The organism is Amycolatopsis sp. A1MSW2902, from assembly GCF_017312175.1.
Classification (GTDB): Bacteria; Actinomycetota; Actinomycetes; order Mycobacteriales; family Pseudonocardiaceae; genus Amycolatopsis; species Amycolatopsis nivea.
Genome location: NZ_QJPO01000001.1, coordinates 308,628 through 327,743, shown reverse-complemented (window position 1 = coordinate 327,743; position 19,116 = coordinate 308,628). Strand labels below are relative to the sequence as shown.

At 70.0% G+C, this 19,116-nt stretch carries 22 protein-coding genes; 17 read left to right on the top strand and 5 right to left on the bottom strand.

What is annotated here, in order from left to right; translation table 11 throughout:
* The first annotated feature begins 124 nt into the window (after window positions 1-124).
* On the top strand, window positions 125-676 hold the full coding sequence (locus tag DMP23_RS01615) for a D-alanyl-D-alanine carboxypeptidase (protein WP_337819929.1): 552 nt from the start codon (window positions 125-127) through the stop codon (window positions 674-676).
* Here DMP23_RS01615 and DMP23_RS01610 read toward each other — a convergent pair.
* The gene (locus tag DMP23_RS01610; protein ID WP_337824339.1) at window positions 673-1,881 is read right to left on the bottom strand and encodes an RNA polymerase sigma factor; all 1,209 of its coding nucleotides are present in this window, start codon (window positions 1,879-1,881) and stop codon (window positions 673-675) included. The two genes, DMP23_RS01615 and DMP23_RS01610, sit on opposite strands and share 4 nt — an antisense overlap.
* Window positions 1,878-2,249, bottom strand: coding sequence for a YciI family protein (locus tag DMP23_RS01605; protein ID WP_337819928.1), 372 nt, complete (start codon window positions 2,247-2,249; stop codon window positions 1,878-1,880). The genes DMP23_RS01610 and DMP23_RS01605 overlap by 4 nt, the downstream gene beginning before the upstream one ends.
* Window positions 2,250-2,349: 100 nt before the next feature.
* On the opposite strand from DMP23_RS01605, the gene DMP23_RS01600 reads away from it, so the two are divergent.
* The 3 genes from DMP23_RS01600 to DMP23_RS01590 are packed head-to-tail and all read left to right on the top strand — an operon-like array spanning window position 2,350 to window position 4,844.
* A complete protein-coding gene (locus DMP23_RS01600; RefSeq protein ID WP_337819927.1) occupies window positions 2,350-2,889 on the top strand; it encodes a dihydrofolate reductase family protein in 540 nt (179 codons plus the stop codon).
* Between the two features lie 19 nt (window positions 2,890-2,908).
* A complete protein-coding gene (locus tag DMP23_RS01595; RefSeq protein WP_037818603.1) occupies window positions 2,909-3,277 on the top strand; it encodes a VOC family protein in 369 nt (122 codons plus the stop codon).
* Window positions 3,278-3,335: 58 nt separating this feature from the next.
* Window positions 3,336-4,844, top strand: coding sequence for an MFS transporter (locus DMP23_RS01590; protein ID WP_337819926.1), 1,509 nt, complete (start codon window positions 3,336-3,338; stop codon window positions 4,842-4,844).
* Here the strand turns inward: DMP23_RS01590 and DMP23_RS01585 are convergent.
* A complete protein-coding gene (locus DMP23_RS01585; protein WP_134663457.1) occupies window positions 4,828-5,334 on the bottom strand; it encodes an EXPERA domain-containing protein in 507 nt (168 codons plus the stop codon). The two genes, DMP23_RS01590 and DMP23_RS01585, sit on opposite strands and share 17 nt — an antisense overlap.
* Before the next feature lie 51 nt (window positions 5,335-5,385).
* On the opposite strand from DMP23_RS01585, the gene DMP23_RS01580 reads away from it, so the two are divergent.
* The 4 genes from DMP23_RS01580 (at window position 5,386) to DMP23_RS01565 (ending at window position 8,324) form a co-directional block, all read left to right on the top strand.
* On the top strand, window positions 5,386-6,222 hold the full coding sequence (locus DMP23_RS01580; protein ID WP_275294995.1) for a DUF1295 domain-containing protein: 837 nt from the start codon (window positions 5,386-5,388) through the stop codon (window positions 6,220-6,222).
* Between the two features lie 120 nt (window positions 6,223-6,342).
* Window positions 6,343-6,720, top strand: coding sequence for a hypothetical protein (locus tag DMP23_RS01575; RefSeq protein ID WP_037818608.1), 378 nt, complete (start codon window positions 6,343-6,345; stop codon window positions 6,718-6,720).
* Between the two features lies 1 nt (window position 6,721).
* Entirely contained in the window at window positions 6,722-7,768 is a 1,047-nt protein-coding gene (locus DMP23_RS01570) for a hypothetical protein (RefSeq protein WP_134663455.1), read from the top strand.
* Between the two features lies 1 nt (window position 7,769).
* Window positions 7,770-8,324, top strand: a complete 555-nt coding sequence (locus DMP23_RS01565; protein WP_337819925.1) for a YbaB/EbfC family nucleoid-associated protein — start codon at window positions 7,770-7,772, stop codon at window positions 8,322-8,324.
* Window positions 8,325-8,444: 120 nt separating this feature from the next.
* On the opposite strand, the gene DMP23_RS01560 is transcribed toward DMP23_RS01565, so the two are convergent.
* Window positions 8,445-9,113, bottom strand: a complete 669-nt coding sequence (locus tag DMP23_RS01560) for a TetR/AcrR family transcriptional regulator (protein WP_037818612.1) — start codon at window positions 9,111-9,113, stop codon at window positions 8,445-8,447.
* Window positions 9,114-9,253: 140 nt separating this feature from the next.
* Here DMP23_RS01560 and DMP23_RS01555 point away from each other — a divergent pair, with 140 nt between their 5' ends.
* Entirely contained in the window at window positions 9,254-10,105 is an 852-nt protein-coding gene (locus DMP23_RS01555; RefSeq protein ID WP_337819924.1) for a 3-hydroxybutyryl-CoA dehydrogenase, read from the top strand.
* 20 nt (window positions 10,106-10,125) lie between these two features.
* On the top strand, window positions 10,126-11,280 hold the full coding sequence (locus tag DMP23_RS01550) for an acyl-CoA dehydrogenase family protein (RefSeq protein ID WP_337819923.1): 1,155 nt from the start codon (window positions 10,126-10,128) through the stop codon (window positions 11,278-11,280).
* A gap of 281 nt (window positions 11,281-11,561) precedes the next feature.
* Here the strand turns inward: DMP23_RS01550 and DMP23_RS01545 are convergent, their stop codons facing one another.
* Window positions 11,562-11,969, bottom strand: coding sequence for a winged helix-turn-helix transcriptional regulator (locus DMP23_RS01545; RefSeq protein WP_337819922.1), 408 nt, complete (start codon window positions 11,967-11,969; stop codon window positions 11,562-11,564).
* Between the two features lie 85 nt (window positions 11,970-12,054).
* Here DMP23_RS01545 and DMP23_RS01540 point away from each other — a divergent pair, with 85 nt between their 5' ends.
* The 7 genes from DMP23_RS01540 to DMP23_RS01510 all read left to right on the top strand — a co-directional run bounded on the left by DMP23_RS01540 (window position 12,055) and on the right by DMP23_RS01510 (window position 19,049).
* Window positions 12,055-12,915 (top strand): NAD(P)H-binding protein, encoded by an 861-nt coding sequence (locus DMP23_RS01540; RefSeq protein WP_337819921.1) that lies wholly within the window; start codon window positions 12,055-12,057, stop codon window positions 12,913-12,915.
* Window positions 12,916-13,116: 201 nt separating this feature from the next.
* Complete coding sequence (locus tag DMP23_RS01535; protein ID WP_043833578.1) at window positions 13,117-13,473, top strand: metalloregulator ArsR/SmtB family transcription factor; 357 nt, start codon at window positions 13,117-13,119, stop codon at window positions 13,471-13,473.
* Window positions 13,474-13,506: 33 nt separating this feature from the next.
* A complete protein-coding gene (locus tag DMP23_RS01530; RefSeq protein ID WP_337819920.1) occupies window positions 13,507-13,986 on the top strand; it encodes an NADH-quinone oxidoreductase subunit B family protein in 480 nt (159 codons plus the stop codon).
* Entirely contained in the window at window positions 13,983-15,983 is a 2,001-nt protein-coding gene (locus DMP23_RS01525) for a proton-conducting transporter transmembrane domain-containing protein (protein WP_337819919.1), read from the top strand. The genes DMP23_RS01530 and DMP23_RS01525 overlap by 4 nt, the downstream gene beginning before the upstream one ends.
* Window positions 15,980-16,942: a respiratory chain complex I subunit 1 family protein gene (locus DMP23_RS01520; RefSeq protein WP_337819918.1), complete on the top strand. Its 963-nt coding sequence runs from the start codon at window positions 15,980-15,982 to the stop codon at window positions 16,940-16,942. The genes DMP23_RS01525 and DMP23_RS01520 overlap by 4 nt, the downstream gene beginning before the upstream one ends.
* On the top strand, window positions 16,939-17,577 hold the full coding sequence (locus tag DMP23_RS01515; RefSeq protein WP_337819917.1) for a hypothetical protein: 639 nt from the start codon (window positions 16,939-16,941) through the stop codon (window positions 17,575-17,577). Before DMP23_RS01520 ends, DMP23_RS01515 begins: the two co-directional genes overlap by 4 nt.
* Window positions 17,577-19,049, top strand: a complete 1,473-nt coding sequence (locus DMP23_RS01510; RefSeq protein ID WP_337819916.1) for a proton-conducting transporter transmembrane domain-containing protein — start codon at window positions 17,577-17,579, stop codon at window positions 19,047-19,049. The genes DMP23_RS01515 and DMP23_RS01510 overlap by 1 nt, the downstream gene beginning before the upstream one ends.
* The last annotated feature ends 67 nt before the right edge of the window (window positions 19,050-19,116 follow it).

Sequence of the window (19,116 nt, the reverse complement as noted above, 5' to 3'; positions counted from 1 at the left end):
GCCCTGATCCCCGCGCGGTGCGTGCCGTGTCATCGTTCGGTAACAGCGCCGCCGCGGCGAACTGTTACAGAGCTGTCAAACTCCGAGCGCAGTGCGCGCACACTGGGGCCCGAAAGTGGACCCCATGATCGAGTCGCTTCGCCGGCCCCGGGTCCTCGCGGCCGTCACCCGCCTCCTGGCGCTGACGCTGCTCCCGGCCGCGTTCCTGCGTTCGCCCGGCCGCGGCCGCTACCTGGCCTGCCAGTGGGCGCTTGCGATGCGCTACCCGGCCGAGGACCTGGCGGGCCTGAGCGAACCGGCCCGCGCGGCCTTCACCGCGGCGCGCGCCGAGGCGTTCTGGCGGGACCACCAGCTCATCGGCCTCACCTCGGGCCACCGCGACGCCGCGCACCAGCACCGGCTGTTCGCCGAAGAGGTACACCGCACCGGCTCCGTCGCCGCGGCCCGGCGTCGAGTGCTGCCACCGCATGAGTCGGCACACGTCCGCGGCACAGCGCTCGACGTACGCCCGACCGAAGGCGCGGCGTGGCTGGAGCGGCATGGGGCGGAATACCGGCTGTATCGCCGCTACGACAACGAATGGTGGCACTTCGAGTACCACGCGGACACCGTGCCGATGCGGTTGCCGGACCCGGGCGCACTGCGTCCGCCGTCGATGGCGCGGGCCGCCAGCTAGGGCGATTTCCCGGGCGCGGCACGGGATTCGAGGTATCTCCGCTCGGGAACGCTGAGCGTTTTCCTTGCCGCTGAACGGTAATAGCCCCGAGCTTGCTCGGGTTCGCCCGCCAGGTCGAGCAGGTGCGCGCGCACGACGTCGACGCGGTGGTGTTCGTCCAGTCCGGCGATCTCGTCCAGCTGCCGCAACCCTTCGCGGGCGCCGTGGACCATCGCGACCGGGACGATCCGGTTCAGCGCCGCGACCGGACTCGGCGCGAGGGCGAGCAGCAGGTCGTAGAGGGCGAGGATCTGCGGCCAGTCGGTGTCCTCGGCGCGGGCCGTCTCGGCGTGCACGGCGGCGATCGCGGCCTCGAGCTGATATGGCCCGAGCTGGGCGGTGACCAGGGTTTTCCCGAGCAGGTCGAGCCCTTCGGCGATCGCGGCGGCGTCCCAGCGGGTGCGGTCCTGCTCGGCCAGCGGCACGGCGGCGCCGTCCGGCCGGGTCCGCGCGGGGCACCGGGCGTCGCTGAGCAGCATGAGCGCGAGCAGCCCGGCGACCTCGCCGTCATCGGGGACCTGCGCGTGCAACTGCCGGGTCAGCCGGATCGCCTCGGCGGTCAGCTCGACCCGGTTGACAGCGGTCCCGGAGCTGGCGGTGTGCCCCTCGGTGAAGATCAGGTACAGCACCTGCAGCACCGCGGCCATCCGCTCGGCCCGTTCGCCCGGCGGCGGCATCCGGAACCGGGCCCCGCTGAGCCGTTTCTTCGCCCGGTTGATCCGCTGGCTCACGGTTTTCTCCGGAACCAGCAGCGCCCGGCCGATCTCCGCGGTGGTGAGGCCGCCGACCGCGCGCAGCGTCAACGCGAGCTGCGACGGCTTGGCGAGTTCGGGGTGACAGCACAGCATCAGCAGGGTCAGCGTGTCGTCCTCAGCCGGGGCCAGTTCCGGTTGGGGCACCGCCAGCGCGGCGACCGTCTGCTCGCGCTGCCGTCGGGCGGACTCGCTGCGCTCGATGTCGATGCGCCGGCGCGCGGCCGCGGTGATCAGCCAGCTCTTGGGGTTGTCCGGCAGGCCCTGTTCCGGCCATTTCACGGCAGCCGACAGCAGCGCTTCCTGCACCGCGTCCTCGCAAAGCGTGAAATCGCCGAACCGGCGGCAGACGGCGGTGAGCACCTGCGGCGCGAGGTCGCGCAGGAGCTGTTCGAAACCGGCCGGGGGAGTCAGAGGCCCAGCTCTTTCACGTTGCGGATCGGCCGTACCTCGACCTTGCCGTACAGCGCGTCCGGCACCCGCGCGGCGTGCTCCAGCGCCCGCTCCATGCTCTCGCATTCGACCAGGTAGAAGCCGACCAGATGCTCCTTGACCTCGGCGAACGGCCCGTCGCTCGCCACCGCCTTGCCATCCTGCACGGTGACGCACTTGGCTTCGGCGGGATCGGCCAGCCCGTCGCTGAGCACCAGCTCGCCGGACTCCTCGAGCGCCCGGTCGAGCGCGAGGTGGCTCCGGCCGAACGCGGCCTTCTGCTCGTCCGAGAACTCTTCCCAGAGCGCCCGGAACCGCGGGTTGCTGTGGATCATGATCAGGTACCGCACGACGGCCCCCTCCGAAAACTTTTTCGCCGCCGGTTGTCGCCTCGCGGATTCCGGCTCCGACGTCCCCCGTGTCCAGGTCAGCTGAAGAAGGAGCATAGCCGTGCGGAAGATCGTGGCCGGACTGTCGGTTTCGCTGGACGGGGTGACCGAGTCGCCGCCGGAGTGGATGATGCTGAACCACGAGGCGGACGAGGTGATCCGCGCCGGCATCGCCGAATCGGACGCCGTCCTGCTCGGCCGGAACACCTACGCGGACTTCGCCCGGATGTGGCCCGCGCTGGGCGACTCGTCGCCGATGGCCGCGTTCCTGAACAACACCCCGAAGTACGTCGTGTCGAGCACGCTCACGGAAGTGGCGTGGAGCGGTTCGACGTTGCTCGGCCCTGATGTGGCGGCCGAGTTGACCGCGCTGAAGAGCAAGCCGGGCAAGAACATCCATATTCCCGGCAGCCCGCGGCTGGTGCGGTCGCTGCTGCTGACGGGCTTGCTCGACGAGCTGAACCTGCTGATCCACCCGATCGTGCTCGGTTCGGGCGAGCGGCTGTTCTCGACGGCTTCTTCCCGGGCTGACCTCGAACTCGTCGCTTCCCGGACGTTCGGCAATGGCGTCCTCTGCGTGACTTACCGCCCTCGGCGCTGACAATTATCCAGGAGGAAAAATGTTCGACACCAGCAAGGCATTCAGCGGTTTCTCCGTCGACGACATCCCGGCCGCGCGGAAGTTCTACGCCGAGACGCTCGGCATCGAGGTCACCGAAAACTGGGGGATGCTGCGGCTGCGTCTCGCCGAAGGGCGCGAAGTCCTCGTCTACCCGAAGGGCGACAAGCATGTTCCGGCTGAGTATACGATTCTCAACTTCCCGGTGGACGACATCGACCAGGCAGTCGCGGACCTCGGCGCGGCCGGGGTTTCCTTCGAACCGTTCGACGGCGTCGACGAAAAAGGCATTTTCCGGCTCGGCGGGCCACTGATCGCGTGGTTCCGCGATCCGGCGCGGAATATTCTTTCGGTGCTTCAGGAAAACTGAGGACAGGACCGCAAAACTGAAGATGCCGGAACGCGCGCCCGGATGAGAAGTTGGAGGCATGACGACAGTTTCGGGGCCGGCTCGCACGAGCTGGCGGGGAGTGCTCGCGCTGGCGGCGGCGGTGGTCGTGGTCGCTTCGGCAATGGGCTTTTTCCGGGCTTTCACGATGCCCGGAATGGACTCGATGGGTCCACCGGGTTCGACAGCCGGCCGGCGGCTGCACGGCATGGCGCTGGCCGACATGCCGGAAATGTTCGTCGCCGGCGCGGCCTTGCTCCTCGCGCTGGGAGCCGCGCTCGTCCTCGGCCGGATGCGGCAGGGTGCGGTCCCAGCGGTCCCAGCGGTCCCAGCGGTCCCGGCTGTCCTGCCTCCGCAAACGGTCCGGGGAAGGCGGACGATCGCGGCGGTCGCCACCGCCGCGCTCACGATCGACATCAGCAAGACGTCGACGCTGGGGTTCGTCATCCCCGGCCTGCGCACGGAATACGGCATCGACGCCTCGACCGCGTCGCTGCTGGCGGTGAGCGGGCTGTCCGGCACCGCGCTGGGCGCGTTGCTGTGCAGCAGGCTGGCCGAGCGCATCGGCCGCCGGGCCTGTTATCTGCTCGCCACGCTCGGGTTCACCGCCACGAGCATGTGCGGCACCATGCCGGATTTCGGCGGCAACGTGGTGATGTGCTTCCTGATGGGCATCGCCGTCGGCGGGCTGGCTCCGATGCTGATCACGGTGCTCAGCGACCTCTTCCCGGGGCCGGGCAGGGGAGCGGCGGTCACCGGCCTGTCTATCCTCGCGACCGCGATCGGCTACCTGGTCGCGTCCGGCTCCGCGTTGTGGCTGGAGCCTGTCTTCGGCTGGCGGGTGCTGTGGCTCATCGGCGCTCCGACCGGGCTGCTGCTGGCCGCCGCGGCAGCCGTCATCCCGGATCAGCGGAGCATCCGCGCGCCCGCCGCGGCGGAGAACAACTGGCTGGCCCGGAACACGCTCACGACCCGCCTGCAATGGGTGTTCGCCTTCTCGATCGGCTTGACCACATTCGGCCTGACCACCTGGGTGCCGACCCTGTCCCGCGTCGGCGGCCTCTCGTTGACCACGGCGAACGCCCTGCTGACCGGATCCGCGGTGGCGATGGTGCTGTGCGCGGGATTGCTGGTGCTCGGCTACCGCCGCTTCGGCCCCACCGGCGTCACGGTGCGCCTGGCCGTCTGCGTCGCGATATTGCTGTTGGCGCTCGCGGTCTCGGGATGGGCGGTAGCCGCGCCGTGGCTGTCGGCAGCGGTGCTGACCGTCGCCTTGCTAGGCGTCAACACGATGGCGGCGGTGTTCCTGCCAGTCGCCGCCGATGTGGCCGATGACGGCTTGCGCGGGCGGGTCGCAGGGTCGGTGTCGTTCTTCAACCGGCTCGGCGGGTTGGCTGGCCCGTTGGTGCTTTCGCTGCTGGTGAAGTCGGTGTCGGAGGTACTGGTTTCGGTCGCGCTCCTGGCAATGCTGTGTGGTTCGGTCGCGGCCTACACGAGCCGTCGACAACGGGTGCTGCGGAAGGCCGCAGCGGTCAGAACCGCCGCGTGAACGGCAGCGGACGGCGCATCCGCACCAGCAGCAGCAACGGAACCAGCACGTACGGGAGGTTGAACGCGAGGAACTTGGCCGGGTTGCCGGTGCGCGTCGCCGGGTCGCCGAAGAACTCGACGCCGAACACGACGATCCCGGTGAGCGTGACGATCATCGTCGCGTAGACCACCGCGAACAGCTGGATCCCGTTGCGGCCCGCGACGAGGCACCAGACGAGCACGACGTAGAACGGGAGGTATACGAACGCCGACAGGCCGGTGACGATCCGCATCCAGTCCGGCGGGTGCATGAAGAGCGGGTCGGCGTCGTGGGCGTACCAGTAGTTGGAGTCGACGAAGAAGTTGCCGGTCGGCCGCGAGAAGTCGACGCCGACCGTCGGCAGCAGGTCGCTGATCAGCGACGTCACCGTGAACGCCGAGAAGATCACGGCGAAGAAAATGTCGATCTTGCGCTCGCGCAGGGGCAGGTTCGCCGTCGTGGTGCCCATCGGCGGATTGTAGGGCGTCGCAGCGGCGATTTCGGCAGTACAGTCGCGGTCATGAACGCGTTCCAGGTGTGCCTCTGGGTGTGCGCGGGAGTGTGCGCCGGCTGCTGGCTGCTGTCGGTGCTCACCAGGGAGTACTCCTGGGTGGACCGGATCTGGTCGGTCGTCCCGGTGGCCTACGTCGGCATCTTCGCCGGGCACGCGGGGTTCGCGGACGCGCGCCTGAACCTGCTGTTCGCGCTCGTGTTCCTCTGGGGCGCGCGGCTCACGTTCAACTACGGCCGCAAAGGCGGCTACGCGCCCGGCGGCGAGGACTACCGCTGGGCGGTGCTGCGCGGCCGGATGGCTCCGTGGCAGTTCCAGCTGTTCAACCTCTTCTTCATCACGCTCTACCAGAACGTGATCCTGCTGCTCATCACTCTTCCCGCGTGGACCGCGCTCGACCATCAGACTCCGCTGGGCGCCGCCGACATCGTGCTGGCCGTCGCGTTCCTCGCGTGCCTGGCCGGCGAGACGATCGCGGACCAGCAGCAATGGAACTTCCACCAGTGGAAGAAGCGCGAGACCGCCGCCGGGCGCACTCCCGAACCGCGGTTCGCACAGACCGGGCTCTTCCGGTTTTCCCGGCACCCCAACTTCTTCTTCGAACAAGCGCAGTGGTGGCTGGTGTTCCTGATCGGCGTCTCGGCGGCCGGCGCGGTCACCTGGACGATCGCCGGCGCGGTCCTGCTGACGGCGCTGTTCATCGGCTCGACGATCTTCACCGAGAGCATCACCCTCGGCCGCTACCCCGAGTACGCGGACTACCAGCGGCGAGTCTCGCCGATCGTGCCGTGGTTCCCGCGTCGGGCCGACCGCCGCGGAAGCGCCGTCGGGTCCACTTCGGACTGAGTCCGGCCCGCGGTGTGACCGCCCTCACGGGAATGCCGTGAACCTCCCCGGTGTCCGATGAGTCGGAAGGGATACCGTTCGCCCGGTAGGGTCACGGTTCACACGACTGGGGGTAGTTTCATGATCGGTTTCGAAACCGACCTCGACGACCTGCGCAAGGCGAGCGGGTTCGTCGCGAACGCCGGGGACGCGGCGGAGACCGCGCGTGGCGGAGTGCGCAGGCTGGACCTGCCCGACGCGGTCGGCCCGGCCGCCATCATCGGCTCGATCGACCTGTTCGGCGGCGGCCCGACCACCGCGTTCGGCGGATCGCTCGGCATGCCCAAGATCGCGGCGGCGTACGAGAACCACCGCGCGAAGGTCGAGGAAGCTCTCGCGAAGCTGGCCTACACGACGCATCAGGCGAGCGAAGCGCTCAAGCGCGTGGCGGAGCTGTACGAGGCGTCGGACGCCGAGGCGCAGTCCGCGGTGCGGCGCGCGGGCGGAGAGGTGCGCTGACGTGAGCGAGCAGGAAGACTACTTCGGGCTCAGCGGCGGCTCGGACGGGCGTCCGCGCGCGGAACTGCTCGAAGGCATCAGCGAGGATCTGCACAAGGGCGCCAACGACGCGCTCGACGGGCTGGAATTCCTGCGCTACGCGGAGTTCTTCAAGTTCTCCGCGATCAAAGAGCTGTACGAGTCGTACCAGGACAAGGTCACCGAGGTCTTCCGGGAGTTCTCCGAGGCCGACCTCAAGGACACCGGCGGCGGCCTGCAGTCGATGATCAACTCGTACGAGCCGGTGTGGAAGAACCTCAGCCGCGGGTCGATCACCGAACTGCGCCGGGCGAAGGAACTGCTGGGCTCATGGCGCGGCAACGCGGCCGAGGACGTCAAGACCTACCTCGACCGGCTGTCGGAGGCCTACGAAGCGCTCGCCGCGGAGATCACGGTCGTGGAGAGCGACATCGTCGCCGCCCGCGACGGCGTGTGGGCCGCGCGGGACGACCTCAGCTCGCTCGCGCTGACGTTCCGGGAAACCGCCGAGAAGTACCAGAAGGAGAAGGCCAAGGAAGGCGAAATCTCCTGGTCCAAGGTGGCGGCAGTGGCGTTCACCGGCGCTCTGGTCGGGATGCTCGCCGTGGTCGCCACCCCGGGCGGAGCCGTGGCCGCGGCGGGCGGTCTGTCGATGAGCGCGGTCGGCGCACAGGCCGCGGTCGCGGGTGCGGGCGCCGGGCTCACCGAGGTGACGGCGCAGGCCTCGGCGAAGGTCGAAGGCGACAACGCGGACGACATCTTCCAGAGCTTCCTCAGCGGCGTGGACAAGATCCGTTCGCACATGCAGGAATCGGCGGGCAGGCTGGCCGACAAGATCCACGAGAAGTCGGTCAACCTGCCGCCGGTGCCGAACCCGCCCGACGTCAGCCCCGGCGATTCGTTCGACCCGGCCAACTTCGAGACCTCGAACACGCCGAAGGGCACCGAAAAGCGGGTCCGGGACCGGAACGTCGACATCGCGCCGGACGGTTCGGTGTCGCAGCCGCTGTCGCCGTCCACGATGGACTGACATGCCCAGTCCGGAAGAACTGATCCAGGCTCTGTCCGCGTTGTCGGTCGAGGCGTCCTCGCCCGGCAACGCGGTCACCGCCACGGTCAACACCGACGGAGTCCTCACAGGGCTGAAACTCTCCGGCACAGTACGGAATCTGCCGCCGGACGAGCTGGCCGCGCTGGTACTGCGCACGTACGCCGAAGCGCAACGGGAATCGGCGAACCGCACGGCGGCGCTGCTGGCTCCGCTCGGCACCCGCGGATACGTGATGGACCGCCTGAAGTGGCGGGCCGGGTTCACGCCCGAAGCCGCGCCCGCGACTCCGGCTCCCCGGCGACCCGCTCCGCCCGCCGAGCCGAGGCCGTCTCCCGCGCCCGGCGAGCCGAAACCCGCTGCCGCGCCGGAGAAGCCCGCGGTGTCCCGGAACCCGGCGGCCGCTTCGGCTGTGCAGGGCGAGGGCGACTACCTCCGCAACCGCACCTCCGACCCCGAACGTTCCGCGGAACCGGAGCGCCCGGTGAGCGACGAGGATTGGTACGAGGCTGGCGTGCGGTTCGACGAGGCTTGGTAGCCGAGCAGTCCGGTGAAAAGGTCTTTGCCGATACGGAGACGACCACCGTCGTCTCCGTATCGCCGGTGTCGCCATCGCGGCATCGAACGCTCCTTGTGAGAGACCAGACGCGGTAGCCGTTCAGCCGAGCGTGCCCTCGTCACCGAGCAGCTTGCGCAACCCCGGCAGCACCGCGGAAAGGTCTTTGCCTGTCCGGAAAGCGACCACAGTCGTCTCCGTCTCACCAGTGTTGCCGAACAGCGCGACCGTGTCCGCCATCGCGGCGTCGAAGGCCGCCTCCGGATCCGCAGCCTGCCCCCGCAGCCATCGCCGAAGGACGTGGTTGTGCGCCGTCACCACCGCGGCCGCCATGAGTTCGGCGCGCAGCGCGGTTTCTTCGCCGCCGCCCATCCAGCGGTGGACGAATTCCTGGAACAGCCGTTGATACTGCCGCGTGCCCGCGATTTCGCGCGCGCGTAGTGCGGGCACGCTGCGGGTGAGCCGGTAGCGCGCCAGCGCGAGGTCGCCTTCCGCGACGTAATGCCGCAGCACCAGCCGCGCGGCTTCGGTGACCGCGACGATCGCCGTGCGCGGGTCGGATCCGGCCAGCCGGGCCTCGATCGCGCTCAGCAGCACCTCGTGGTCGGGGAAGATCACGTCCTCTTTGGACCGGAACGCACGGAAGAACGTGCTGCGCCCCACGCCCGCGCGGTCGGTGATGTCGTCCACCGTCGTCTGGTCGTAGCCGCGCTCTTCGAACAGCGCGAACGCGGCCTCGGTCAGCCGTTGCTTGGCCGGTTTCTCGGGCATCGGGCCACCTTTCGCACGCACGCTGCGGCCAGCCTAATCGGACGCGGCCGCGCGGGAGCAGGGTGAGGTGGGCCACCCCGCTCTCGCCTACTCGCCGGTACTGAGTATCGTTATCATGAAACCAAGTACCGGAGGGATGGGTGAGGCACGTGGAGCTCGTCGGCGTGGTCGGCTGCGGCCAGATGGGGGCGGGGATCGCCGAGGTGTGCGCCCGGGCCGGGCTGGACGTCGTGGCGGTCGAATCGAGCCGGGCGGCCGCCGACGCGGGCCGGGCGCGGCTGGAGGCGTCGCTGGGGCGGGCCGAGCGCAAGGGGAAGATCGCGTCCGCGGCCGAGGTGCTGGACCGGATCCGGATCACCGAGGACCTCGACGACCTGGCCGACCGCACGCTCGTCGTCGAGGCGATCGTCGAGAACGAGACGGTCAAGGCGGAGCTGTTCGCGAAGCTGGACAAGATCGTCGCCGCGCCGGACGCGGTGCTGGCCTCCAACACGTCGTCGATCCCGATCATGAAGCTCGGCACCGCGACCGAGCGCCCGGCGCAGGTGCTCGGCATCCACTTCTTCAACCCGGTCCCGGTGCTGCCGCTGGTCGAACTGGTGCCGAGCCTGCTCACCGGCGACGAGACCGCCGACCGCGCGCGGAAGTTCGCCGAGGAGACCCTCGGCAAGCACGCCATCCTGTGCCAGGATCGCGCCGGATTCGTGGTGAACGCGCTGCTGATCCCGTTCATCCTCGCCGCGGTGCGCATGCTGGAGTCCGGCTTCGCGACGAAGGAAGCCATCGACGAGGGCCTCGTGCGCGGCGCCGCGCACCCGCAGGGCCCGCTCGCGCTCGCCGACCTGATCGGACTGGACACCACGAAGGCGGTCGCGGAATCGCTGTACGAGGAGTTCAAGGAGCCGCTGTACGCGCCGCCGCCGCTGCTGGCCCGCATGGTCGACGCCGGCCTGCTTGGCCGCAAGACCGGCCGCGGCTTCTACACCTACTGAGTTCCGGCGAGGAGAACCCGATGAGCTTCGACCTGTTCAAAATCAACGAAGACCACGAAGCGATCCGCGAAGCCGTGCGCGCGGTCGCCGAAGAGCAGATCGCCCCGCACGCCGCGGAGGCCGACGAGCGCGAAGAGTTCCCCAAGGCGTCCTACGACGCACTGGTCGCGTCGGACTTCCACGCCCCGCACGTGCCGGAGCAGTACGGCGGCGCCGGTGCCGACGCGCTGGCCACCTGCATCGTGATCGAGGAAGTGGCGCGCGTGTGCGCGTCGTCCTCGCTCATCCCCGCGGTGAACAAACTCGGCAGCCTGCCGCTGATCCTGGCCGCGAACGAGGACGTCAAGGCGAAGTACCTGCCCCCGCTGGCTTCGGGCGAAGCAGGATTCTCGTATGGACTGTCCGAACGCGACGCAGGCTCGGACACTGCCTCGATGCGTTGCCGCGCCACCCCTTCCGGCGACGACTGGATCCTCAATGGACAGAAGTCGTGGATCACCAACGCGGGCTTCTCCGAGTACTACACGGTCCTGGCGGTAACCGACCCCGACGGCCGCCGCGGCGCCAACGTGAGCGCCTTCGTGGTCGAGAAGTCCGACCCGGGGTTCTCCTTCGGCGCCAAGGAAAAGAAGCTGGGCATCAAGGGCTCGCCGACGCGGGAGCTCCTGTTCGACCAGGTCCGCATCCCGGGCGACCGCATGGTCGGCGAGCCGGGTCAGGGCCTGAAGATCGCCCTGAAGACGCTGGACCACACCCGCGTGACGATCGCCGCGCAGGCCGTCGGCATCGCGCAGGGCGCACTGGACCACGCGCTGGGATATGTCAAGGAGCGCATGCAGTTCGGCAAGCACATCGCGGATTTCCAGGGCATCCAGTTCATGCTGGCGGACATGGCGATGGCAGTCGAGACGGCGCGACAGATGGTGTACACCGCGGCCGCGAAGTCCGAACGAGGCGACGACGACCTGTCGTTCTTCGGCGCGGCGGCCAAGTGTCACGCGTCGGACGTGGCGATGAGCGTGACAACGGACGCGGTCCAGCTGCTGGGCGGGTACGGGTACACCCGGGACTTCCCGCTGGAGCGGATGATGCGGGACGCGAAGATCACCCAGATTTACGAGGGCACCAACCAGATTCAGCGGCTGGTGATGGCTCGGCAGCTGTTGAAGGGCTGAGGTTCTTGCTCTGATTGTTCGGGCGGCACCGGCACTCACGACCTCAGGTCGCGAGTGCCGGTGCCGCCCGATTTCTGTCCGGAGCGAAGGGGACCGTTTCGTGCCGCACAGCCGGTGGAGTGCTGCCCAGGCGCGGGCGCGGAGACGATTTTGCCGAACGGACCGAGCCGGACTCCGTTCGAAAACGCGGATGACGGCCTGAAGAGCCGCTTCGAGATCGCGCTCGTAGTGCCGAGCCTGTTACGGCAGCGGCCGCTCTTCCCGGCCGGGCCTGCGACCGCTCAAGATTCAGGCTTGTGCTGCCGATCATGCCGCCGCTGCGCCTTGACCACGTCCACCGCCCGCACGCGGACCCAGTCCAGCAATCCCTGCAACGGCGCAGCCAACTCCTGCCCAAGCTCCGTGAGCGAGTACGTCACCTTGGGCGGCGTCGCAGGCTCCACCTCCCGATGGATCAAGCCGTCGCGAGTCAGCGTGCGCAAGTTCTGCGAGAGCATCTTCTCGCTGATTCCGCCGATCGTGTCGCGCAGTTCGTAGAAGCGCGCCGGACGTTCGCGCAGCGACAGCAGGATCAGCGTTCCCCATCGGCTGCAGACGTGGTCGAGCACCGTCCGGCCGGGGCAGTCGCTGTTGAATGCGTCACCTGGGTCCGCGGCGGTGCGGCGGCCTGCCTCGATGCCTACTCCCATGTCCGGAGCTTACCCCAGGGTGCGTACTTACGAAAAGATAGCCCAAAACCTAGGGTGAGTCTTTCTGAGGCACAAGGAGGTACTAGTGACAACTCTGGTGATCGGCGCTACCGGCAACGTCGGGCGACAGGTGGCGGTGCAGCTGACCGAGCGCGGCCGTCCGGTGCGCGCGTTGGCTCGACGGCCCGAGAAGGCCGATCTTCCCGGCAGTGTGGAAGTCATCCCTGGCGATCTGTCTGATGTGGACAGTCTGCGCACCGCGTTGCGAGGCGTGGAATCGGTATTCTTGATGTGGCCGTTGACTTCCGGTGACCTGGCCGGGGCGGTCGCGGACACGATCGCTGGCAGTGCCGGTCGGCTGGTGTTGCTGTCGTCGGCTGCGGCGCGCAGTGGCTCGGACGACGCGATCAGCCGGGTCCATCTCGCGGTGGAGAAGGCGATCGAGCGCACGAGTCTGGAGTGGACATTCCTGCAACCGCACGGTTTCGCGACTAATACACTCAACTGGGCACGGCAGATTCGCGAGGACGGCGTCGTCCGGGGCGCTTACGGCTCGGTGTCTTCGACGCTCATCCACGAAGCCGACATGGCGGCGGTCGCGGTGGCCGCGTTGACCTCCGACGGGCACGTCGGCGCGAAGTACGACCTCACCGGTCCGGCGGCGCTCACGCAGGTCGAGCAGGTCCGGGTGATCGGGGAGGTGCTCGGCCGGGAGACCCGGTGGGAGGAAGTGTCCCGGGAGGTCGCGCGCGAACTGCTTCTTGAGCGGGTCCCGGCGAAGTACGCGGACGCCATGCTCGACGCGTACGCCCGCCTGGCCGGGCGCGAACCCGACCAGCCGACGGCCACGGTAGAGGAGGTCACTGGGGTTCCGGCGCGGACTTTCGCCCAGTGGGTGGCCGATCACGCGGCCGAGTTCGGCTCGGCGGTGCGCGGGCGCGGATGAGGTCGCTGGTGACGGGTGCCAGCGGGAAGGGCTGAGGTCGCGGCGGGACCGGCTTGAGCTGACGTCCGAGCCAGCACGTCGTCGGGTGTCTGGTGTCCCGGTTCGCCCCCGGTTGGAAGACAGTTCAGCAATTGCTAATATTCGCAATTGCTGAACCCTTCCGTCCCGCTCGCGGGCGGGCCCGGACCGCAGGAGGCGCTCGTGAGCAAGCCGCTCTACCAGCTCAAAGCCGAGTTCTTCAAGACGCTCGGCCATCCGGCCCGGATCCGGGTGCTGGAGCTGTTGTCGCAGCGTGAGCACGCCGTCGCGGAGATGCTGCCCGAGGTCGGGATCGAGCCGGCGAACCTGTCGCAGCAGCTGGCGGTGCTGCGACGGATGGGGCTGGTCACGACGCGCAAGGAAGGATCGAGCGTCTACTACTCGCTGATCAGCCCGCAGGTCGCGGAGCTGATGGCGGTGGCGCGGGAGATCCTGACCGGCGTGCTGTCGGGCCAGGTCGAACTGCTCGACGACCTGCGTACCGCGCAGGCCGGCGGCGCGCGTCCCGCGGAGCGCTGACGTGCGCGGGACTCGGCGTGCGGGCGGTGTGCGGTGCTGAGACTGTGGCGCGCGATCCGCCGGACGGGGCGGGCCGCCGAACCTGCCCCGCCGAGGCCGGAGCCGTTGCCGCGGGCGCGTGAGCTCGGCGGTTCGGTCCAGTTGCGGCACGTCGATGCGGGATCGTGCAACGGCTGCGAGATCGAGATCGGTGCGGCGTTCGGCGCGGTCTACGACGCTGAGCGGTACGGCGCTCGGCTGGTCGCGTCGCCGCGGCACGCGGACGGGCTGCTGGTCACCGGGCCGGTCACGCGCAACATGGCGGAGCCGCTGAAACGCACGTACGAGGCGGTGCCGCAGCCGCGGACGGTCGTGGCGATCGGGGACTGCGCGCGGGATTGCGGCGTATTCGCGGGCGCTTACGGCGTGACCGGCCCGGTGCGCGACGTCGTGCCGGTCGACCTCGAAGTGCCTGGCTGCCCGCCTCGGCCCGAGGCGATCGTCGAGGCGGTGCGAAAGCTGACGGGCCGGTGAACCTCGCGGCGACAGGGCTCGGGGCGGCGGTGGCGAGCGGGGTCGTGGCAGCGCTGGTGAGTCTCGTGGTGCCCGCGACGGCTCGGACGCGAGTGGCCGGAATCGGCACCATGCTCGCGGGCGCGGGCGGGATCGCGGCCGGGGCGGCGGCACTCGCCGGGCAAACCGCGCACGCCAGTTTTCCGTGGCTGCTGCCGTTGTCCGGGTTTTCGCTCGAACTGGACCGTATGGGCGGCCTGTTCATCGCTGTCACCGGCGGAGTGGCGATCGCGGCGGGTCTGCACGGGATCGGTTACGCGCGGAACGGGCTGCGTGCTCGCACGGTGCAGGCGGTGCAGCCGTTGTTCGTGGTGGCGATGCTGCTCGTGCCTGCGGCGGCATCGGTCGGCACGTTCCTCGTGTGCTGGGAACTGATGGCGGTCACGTCGCTGGTCCTGCTGCTGGCCGAGCATCGGCTCCGGCCCTCGGTCGCGTCGGCGGGCCGGTGGTACGCGGTCATGACGCACCTCGGGTTCGTGACTGTCCTTATTGGACTCCTCTGGTTCGCCGCGCTCGCCGGAGGCGACAGTTTCGCGGTCTTGCGCACCGCTTCACCAACTCCAGGCGCGGCGAGTGCGATTTTCCTGCTCGTACTGGCCGGATTCGGTTCGAAGGCGGGGATCGTGCCGCTGCACGCCTGGCTGCCGCGCGCGCATCCGGAGGCACCGAGCCACGTGTCCGCGCTGATGTCGGCGGCGATGGTCAACCTCGGTGCGTACGGCGTGTTGCGCGTCGGGTTCGACCTCCTCGGCGGCGGCTCGCGCTGGTGGTGGGTCGTCGTGCTGGCGCTGGGCGCGGTCTCCGCGGTGTACGGGATCCTCCAGGCGGCCATGGCGTCAGATCTCAAGCGGCTGCTGGGGTATTCGACCACGGAGAATCTCGGGCTGATCTTCGCCGGGATCGGCGCGGCCGGGCTGCTCGCGGCCTCCGGCGCGCGGGTCGCGGCGGGGCTGGCGCTGGCTGCTGCGTTGCTGCACACCGTGGGGCACGCCGCGTTCAAGACGCTGTTGTTCCTCGCCGCCGGATCGGTCGTCCACGCGACCGGCACCCGCGACCTCGACGCGCTCGGCGGCCTGCGCACCCGGATGCCGTGGACCACCGGACTATTTGGCCTCGGTGCGCTGGCCGCTTCGGCGCTGCCGCCCGGCACGGCGTTCGTGTCGGAATGGCTGCTGCTGCAAGCCTTGGTGCACGGTCTTCCCGCCGCTGGTGTGGTGACTGCGGTCGCGATGCCGCTCACGATGGCCGCAGTCGCGCTCACCGCTGGCCTCGCGGTGGCGACGTTCGTCAAGGCGTTCGGCATCGGCTTCCTCGCGAAACCGCGCAGTGCCGGTGCGGAACGAGCGCACGAAAGCCCGGGGCCGATGCTCGTCGGCATGGGCCTCGCAGCGGCGGCCTGCGTGGTGCCGGCGTTGTTCCCCACGCTGGTGTTGCCTGCGGTAGGGGCGGCGGCGGGCTTCGGCGATCCGGCCGAGCGCGACCTGCTCACCGTGCGGCTGAACGGGGTCGCGGGCACGGTGTCCCCGTTGCTGATCACCTTCGGCCTGCTCGGCGGCGCGCTGCTAGTGGTCGCGGCGGTGCGGGTGCTCGGGTCGGGCCGGGAGCGCCGGGAAGCGCGGCTTTGGGACTGCGGCGGCGGTCCCGCGACGGCAAGGGCGGAGTACACCGCGACGTCGTTCGCCGAACCGCTGCAACGGGTTTTCGACGATGTCGTGCGCCCGGAGACCGATGTGGACGTCGGCCACTACGACGAAGCGCGCTACCTCGTGCGCCAGGTCGCTTACCGCCGGGAGGTGCCAGACCGGCTCGAACGGGTGCTGTACCGGCCGGTCCTCGCCGCGGCCGCCGCGTGGGGCCGCGCCGGGCGGCGGCTGGCCACCGGCAGCGTGCACCGGTACCTCGGCTACGGCTTCTCCGCGGTGGTTTTCGCGCTGATTCTGCTGACGGTGACGCGATGACCGGGTTCGCCGCCGCCGGAGCGGTCGTGCAGGCGGTGCTCGTGGTCGCCGGGGCACCGGTGCTGACCGGCCTGATGCGGCAGATCCGCGCCCGGATGGAGGGACGCGCTGGTCCCGGAGTGCTCCAGCCGTGGCGTGATCTCCGAAAACTGGTGCGGCGCAAGGAATCGCTGACGCCGCGAGGCACCGGTCAGGTCTTCCGGACCGCACCGGTCTTGCTGATGGCGACGACGCTGCTGGTCGCGGTCGCGGCTCCGTTCGTCACCACGGCGTCGGCGCTGCCGCCGGTGGCCGATCTCTTCGCGGTGGTCGCGCTGCTGGCGCTCGGCACGGTCGCGCTCGCGCTCGCCGGGCTCGACACCGGCACCGCGTTCGGCGGGATGGGCGCGAGCCGGGAGATCACCGTCATCGCACTGGTCGAGCCGACGCTGCTGGTCGCGATCCTGGCGCTGTCGGCGCGGGCGGGCAGCACCGATCTCGCCGCGATCGTTTCGTCCACAGTGGACGATCCGGCGCGGGTCGGGTCGCCGGTGAGCCTGCTGGCCGCGGTCGCGCTGGCGATCGTGACGGTCGCGGAGACCGGGCGGCTGCCGGTGGACAACCCGGCCACTCACCTCGAGCTGACGATGGTGCACGAGGCGATGGTGCTGGAGTACGCCGGGCCGGACCTCGCGCTGGTCGAGCTGGCGTCCTCGATGCGGCTGACGGTGTTCCTCGGGCTGCTGGCCAACCTGTTCGTGCCGTGGGGGATCGCGACCTCGGCGTCGCTGCCCGCGCTGCTCGCGGGCGCCGCGGCGTTCGCCGGGAAGGTCGGTCTGCTGGGCGCGGCGCTCGCGACGGCCGAGGTGTTCTTCGCGAAGCTGCGGCTGTTCCGGGTTCCGGAATTGCTGGCGGGCTCGTTCCTGCTCGCGCTGCTGGCGGTGGCGGCGTCCTTCGTCCTGCCGGGAGGCGTTTCGTGACCGAACTGCTTTACCTGGCCTGCGGGCTGTTCCTGCTGACCGCCGTGCTGACGCTGTGGCGGCGCGAACTTCCGGTTCTGGTGCGGATGCTCGCGGCGCAAGGCGTCGCGCTGGCCGGGATGGCCGCGCTGCTCGCCGGCTCGGCCGAGGCGGGGTTGATCGCGGCGGGGTTGCTGGTCTTGCGGGCCGGTGTCCTGCCGTGGCTGGTGCGGCGGGCGACTGCGCGCCAGGGCTTGGACCGGCGCGAGACGCGTCCGGTCGTGAACGTGACAGCTTCCTTGCTGACGGCCGCTTTGCTGGCACTCATCGCGTACGCCGTGTCGCGTCCGCTCGTGGAACTTGATCCTTCTCCGGCTTCGGCGGCCGCGCCGGTGGGGCTCACGGTGGTCCTGATCGGGTTCTTCGTGCTGGTGACCCGGCGGCGCGCGGTGTCCCAGCTCGTCGGATTCCTGGTGCTGGACAACGGGATCACCGCGACCGGCCTGCTGCTCGGCGCGGAGCCGGGGCTGCTCGTGGAAATCGGGGTCTCGCTGGACGTGCTGCTCGCGGTCCTCGTGCTGCAGATCCTGTCCGGCCGGATGCGGCAGCTGTTCGGCGGCACGGACCTCGGCGAACTGCGGGAGTTGCGCGACTGATGGCGATCCTGGTCGTAACGGTGCTCGCGGTGCCCGCGGTGACGGCACTGGGGTTCCTGGTGCCCGCGTGGCGGCGCGGCATGTTGTGGGCGGGCGCGGCGAGCACTGTCGTTGGCCTGGCCGCAGCGATCGTGCTGGCCGTCGCGGTGGTGCGAGCCGGTCCGATCGTCGCTTTGGGAGGGCTGCTGCGGGCCGACGCGTTGTCGGCGTTCTTGCTGGTAGTGATCAGTGCGGTCGCGATTCCGGCGACTCTCGCGACGCCAGGGCATTTCGCGACGGAACGCGCCGCGGGCCGGGCAACCGCGCGCACGGCGGCGAGGCACGGCCTGCTGGTCCACTTGTTCCTCGCCGCGATGACGCTCGCCGTTCTCGCCGCTGACCTCGGCCTGCTGTGGGTGTCGATCGAAGCGACGACGGTCGTGACCGCGTTCCTCGTCGGCCAGGGCCGGACTCGGACCGCGGTCGAGGCGGCGTGGAAGTACGTGGTGATCTGCTCGACCGGGCTCGCGCTGGCGTTGCTGGGCACGCTGATGCTCGGGTACGCGTCGGGACACGCCGGAGGCGGCCTCGATCTGGCTGGCTTGGCTGCCGGGGCAAGCGGCCTCGACAGCGGCGTGACGCGGATCGCGGTGACCCTGCTGGTGCTCGGGTTCGGGGCGAAGGCGGGGCTCGCCCCGCTGCACGCCTGGCTGCCGGACGCGCATTCGCAGGCACCTGCGCCGGTGTCGGCGTTGATGTCCGGGGTGCTGCTCGCTGTCGCGTTCTACGCCGTGCTCCGGGTGAAGGTGATCTCCGACGCCGCGCTCGGCGCCGGGTTCGCCCGCGGCCTGCTGATCGTGATGGCGCTCGCGTCGCTCCTCGTGGCGGCGACTTTGCTGCTCGCGCAACGCGACTACAAGCGGATGCTGGCCTATTCCAGCATCGAACACCTCGGGCTGGTGTCGTTCGGCGCGGCGGTCGGCGGTCCGGTCGCGACGGCGGCGGTGCTGGTGCACGTGCTCGGCCACGGCCTGGTCAAGGCAGTGCTGTTCCTGGGCGCGGGCCGGGTGGCGCAGGGCACCGGGACGAGCCGGATCGACCGGGTGCGTGGGCTGGCTGCGCGGGGTCCGGTGCTCGCCGGCTGTCTCGGCGCCGGGGTGCTGGGGCTGGCCGGGATGCCGCCGTTCAGCCTGTTCGCGAGCGAACTGGGGCTCGCCAGGGCCGGTTTCGCCGGCGGCCTCGGCTGGGCGACGGCGATCGTCCTGGTCCTGGTGCTGGTGGTCGCGGCGGCGCTGGCCGGGCACACGACGCGGATGCTGCTGGGCGAACCGCCCGGCGGCCCCGGTGCGGCACGCGCTCCGGTGCCGGTCCCGCGGGCGACGCGGGTCGCGCTGGTTCTCCCGCTCGCGGCCGCGGCGGTGCTCGGGTTCTCGGCTGGTCCGCTGGGGTCGTTGCTGCATGCGGCGGCGTTGGCTGGGGGAGGGGGTTGGTGAGCGTGTGGGGAGTGGGTTCGGCGGGGTTGTCTGGGGCGTTGTTTGGGTTCTCGGCTGGTCCGCTGGG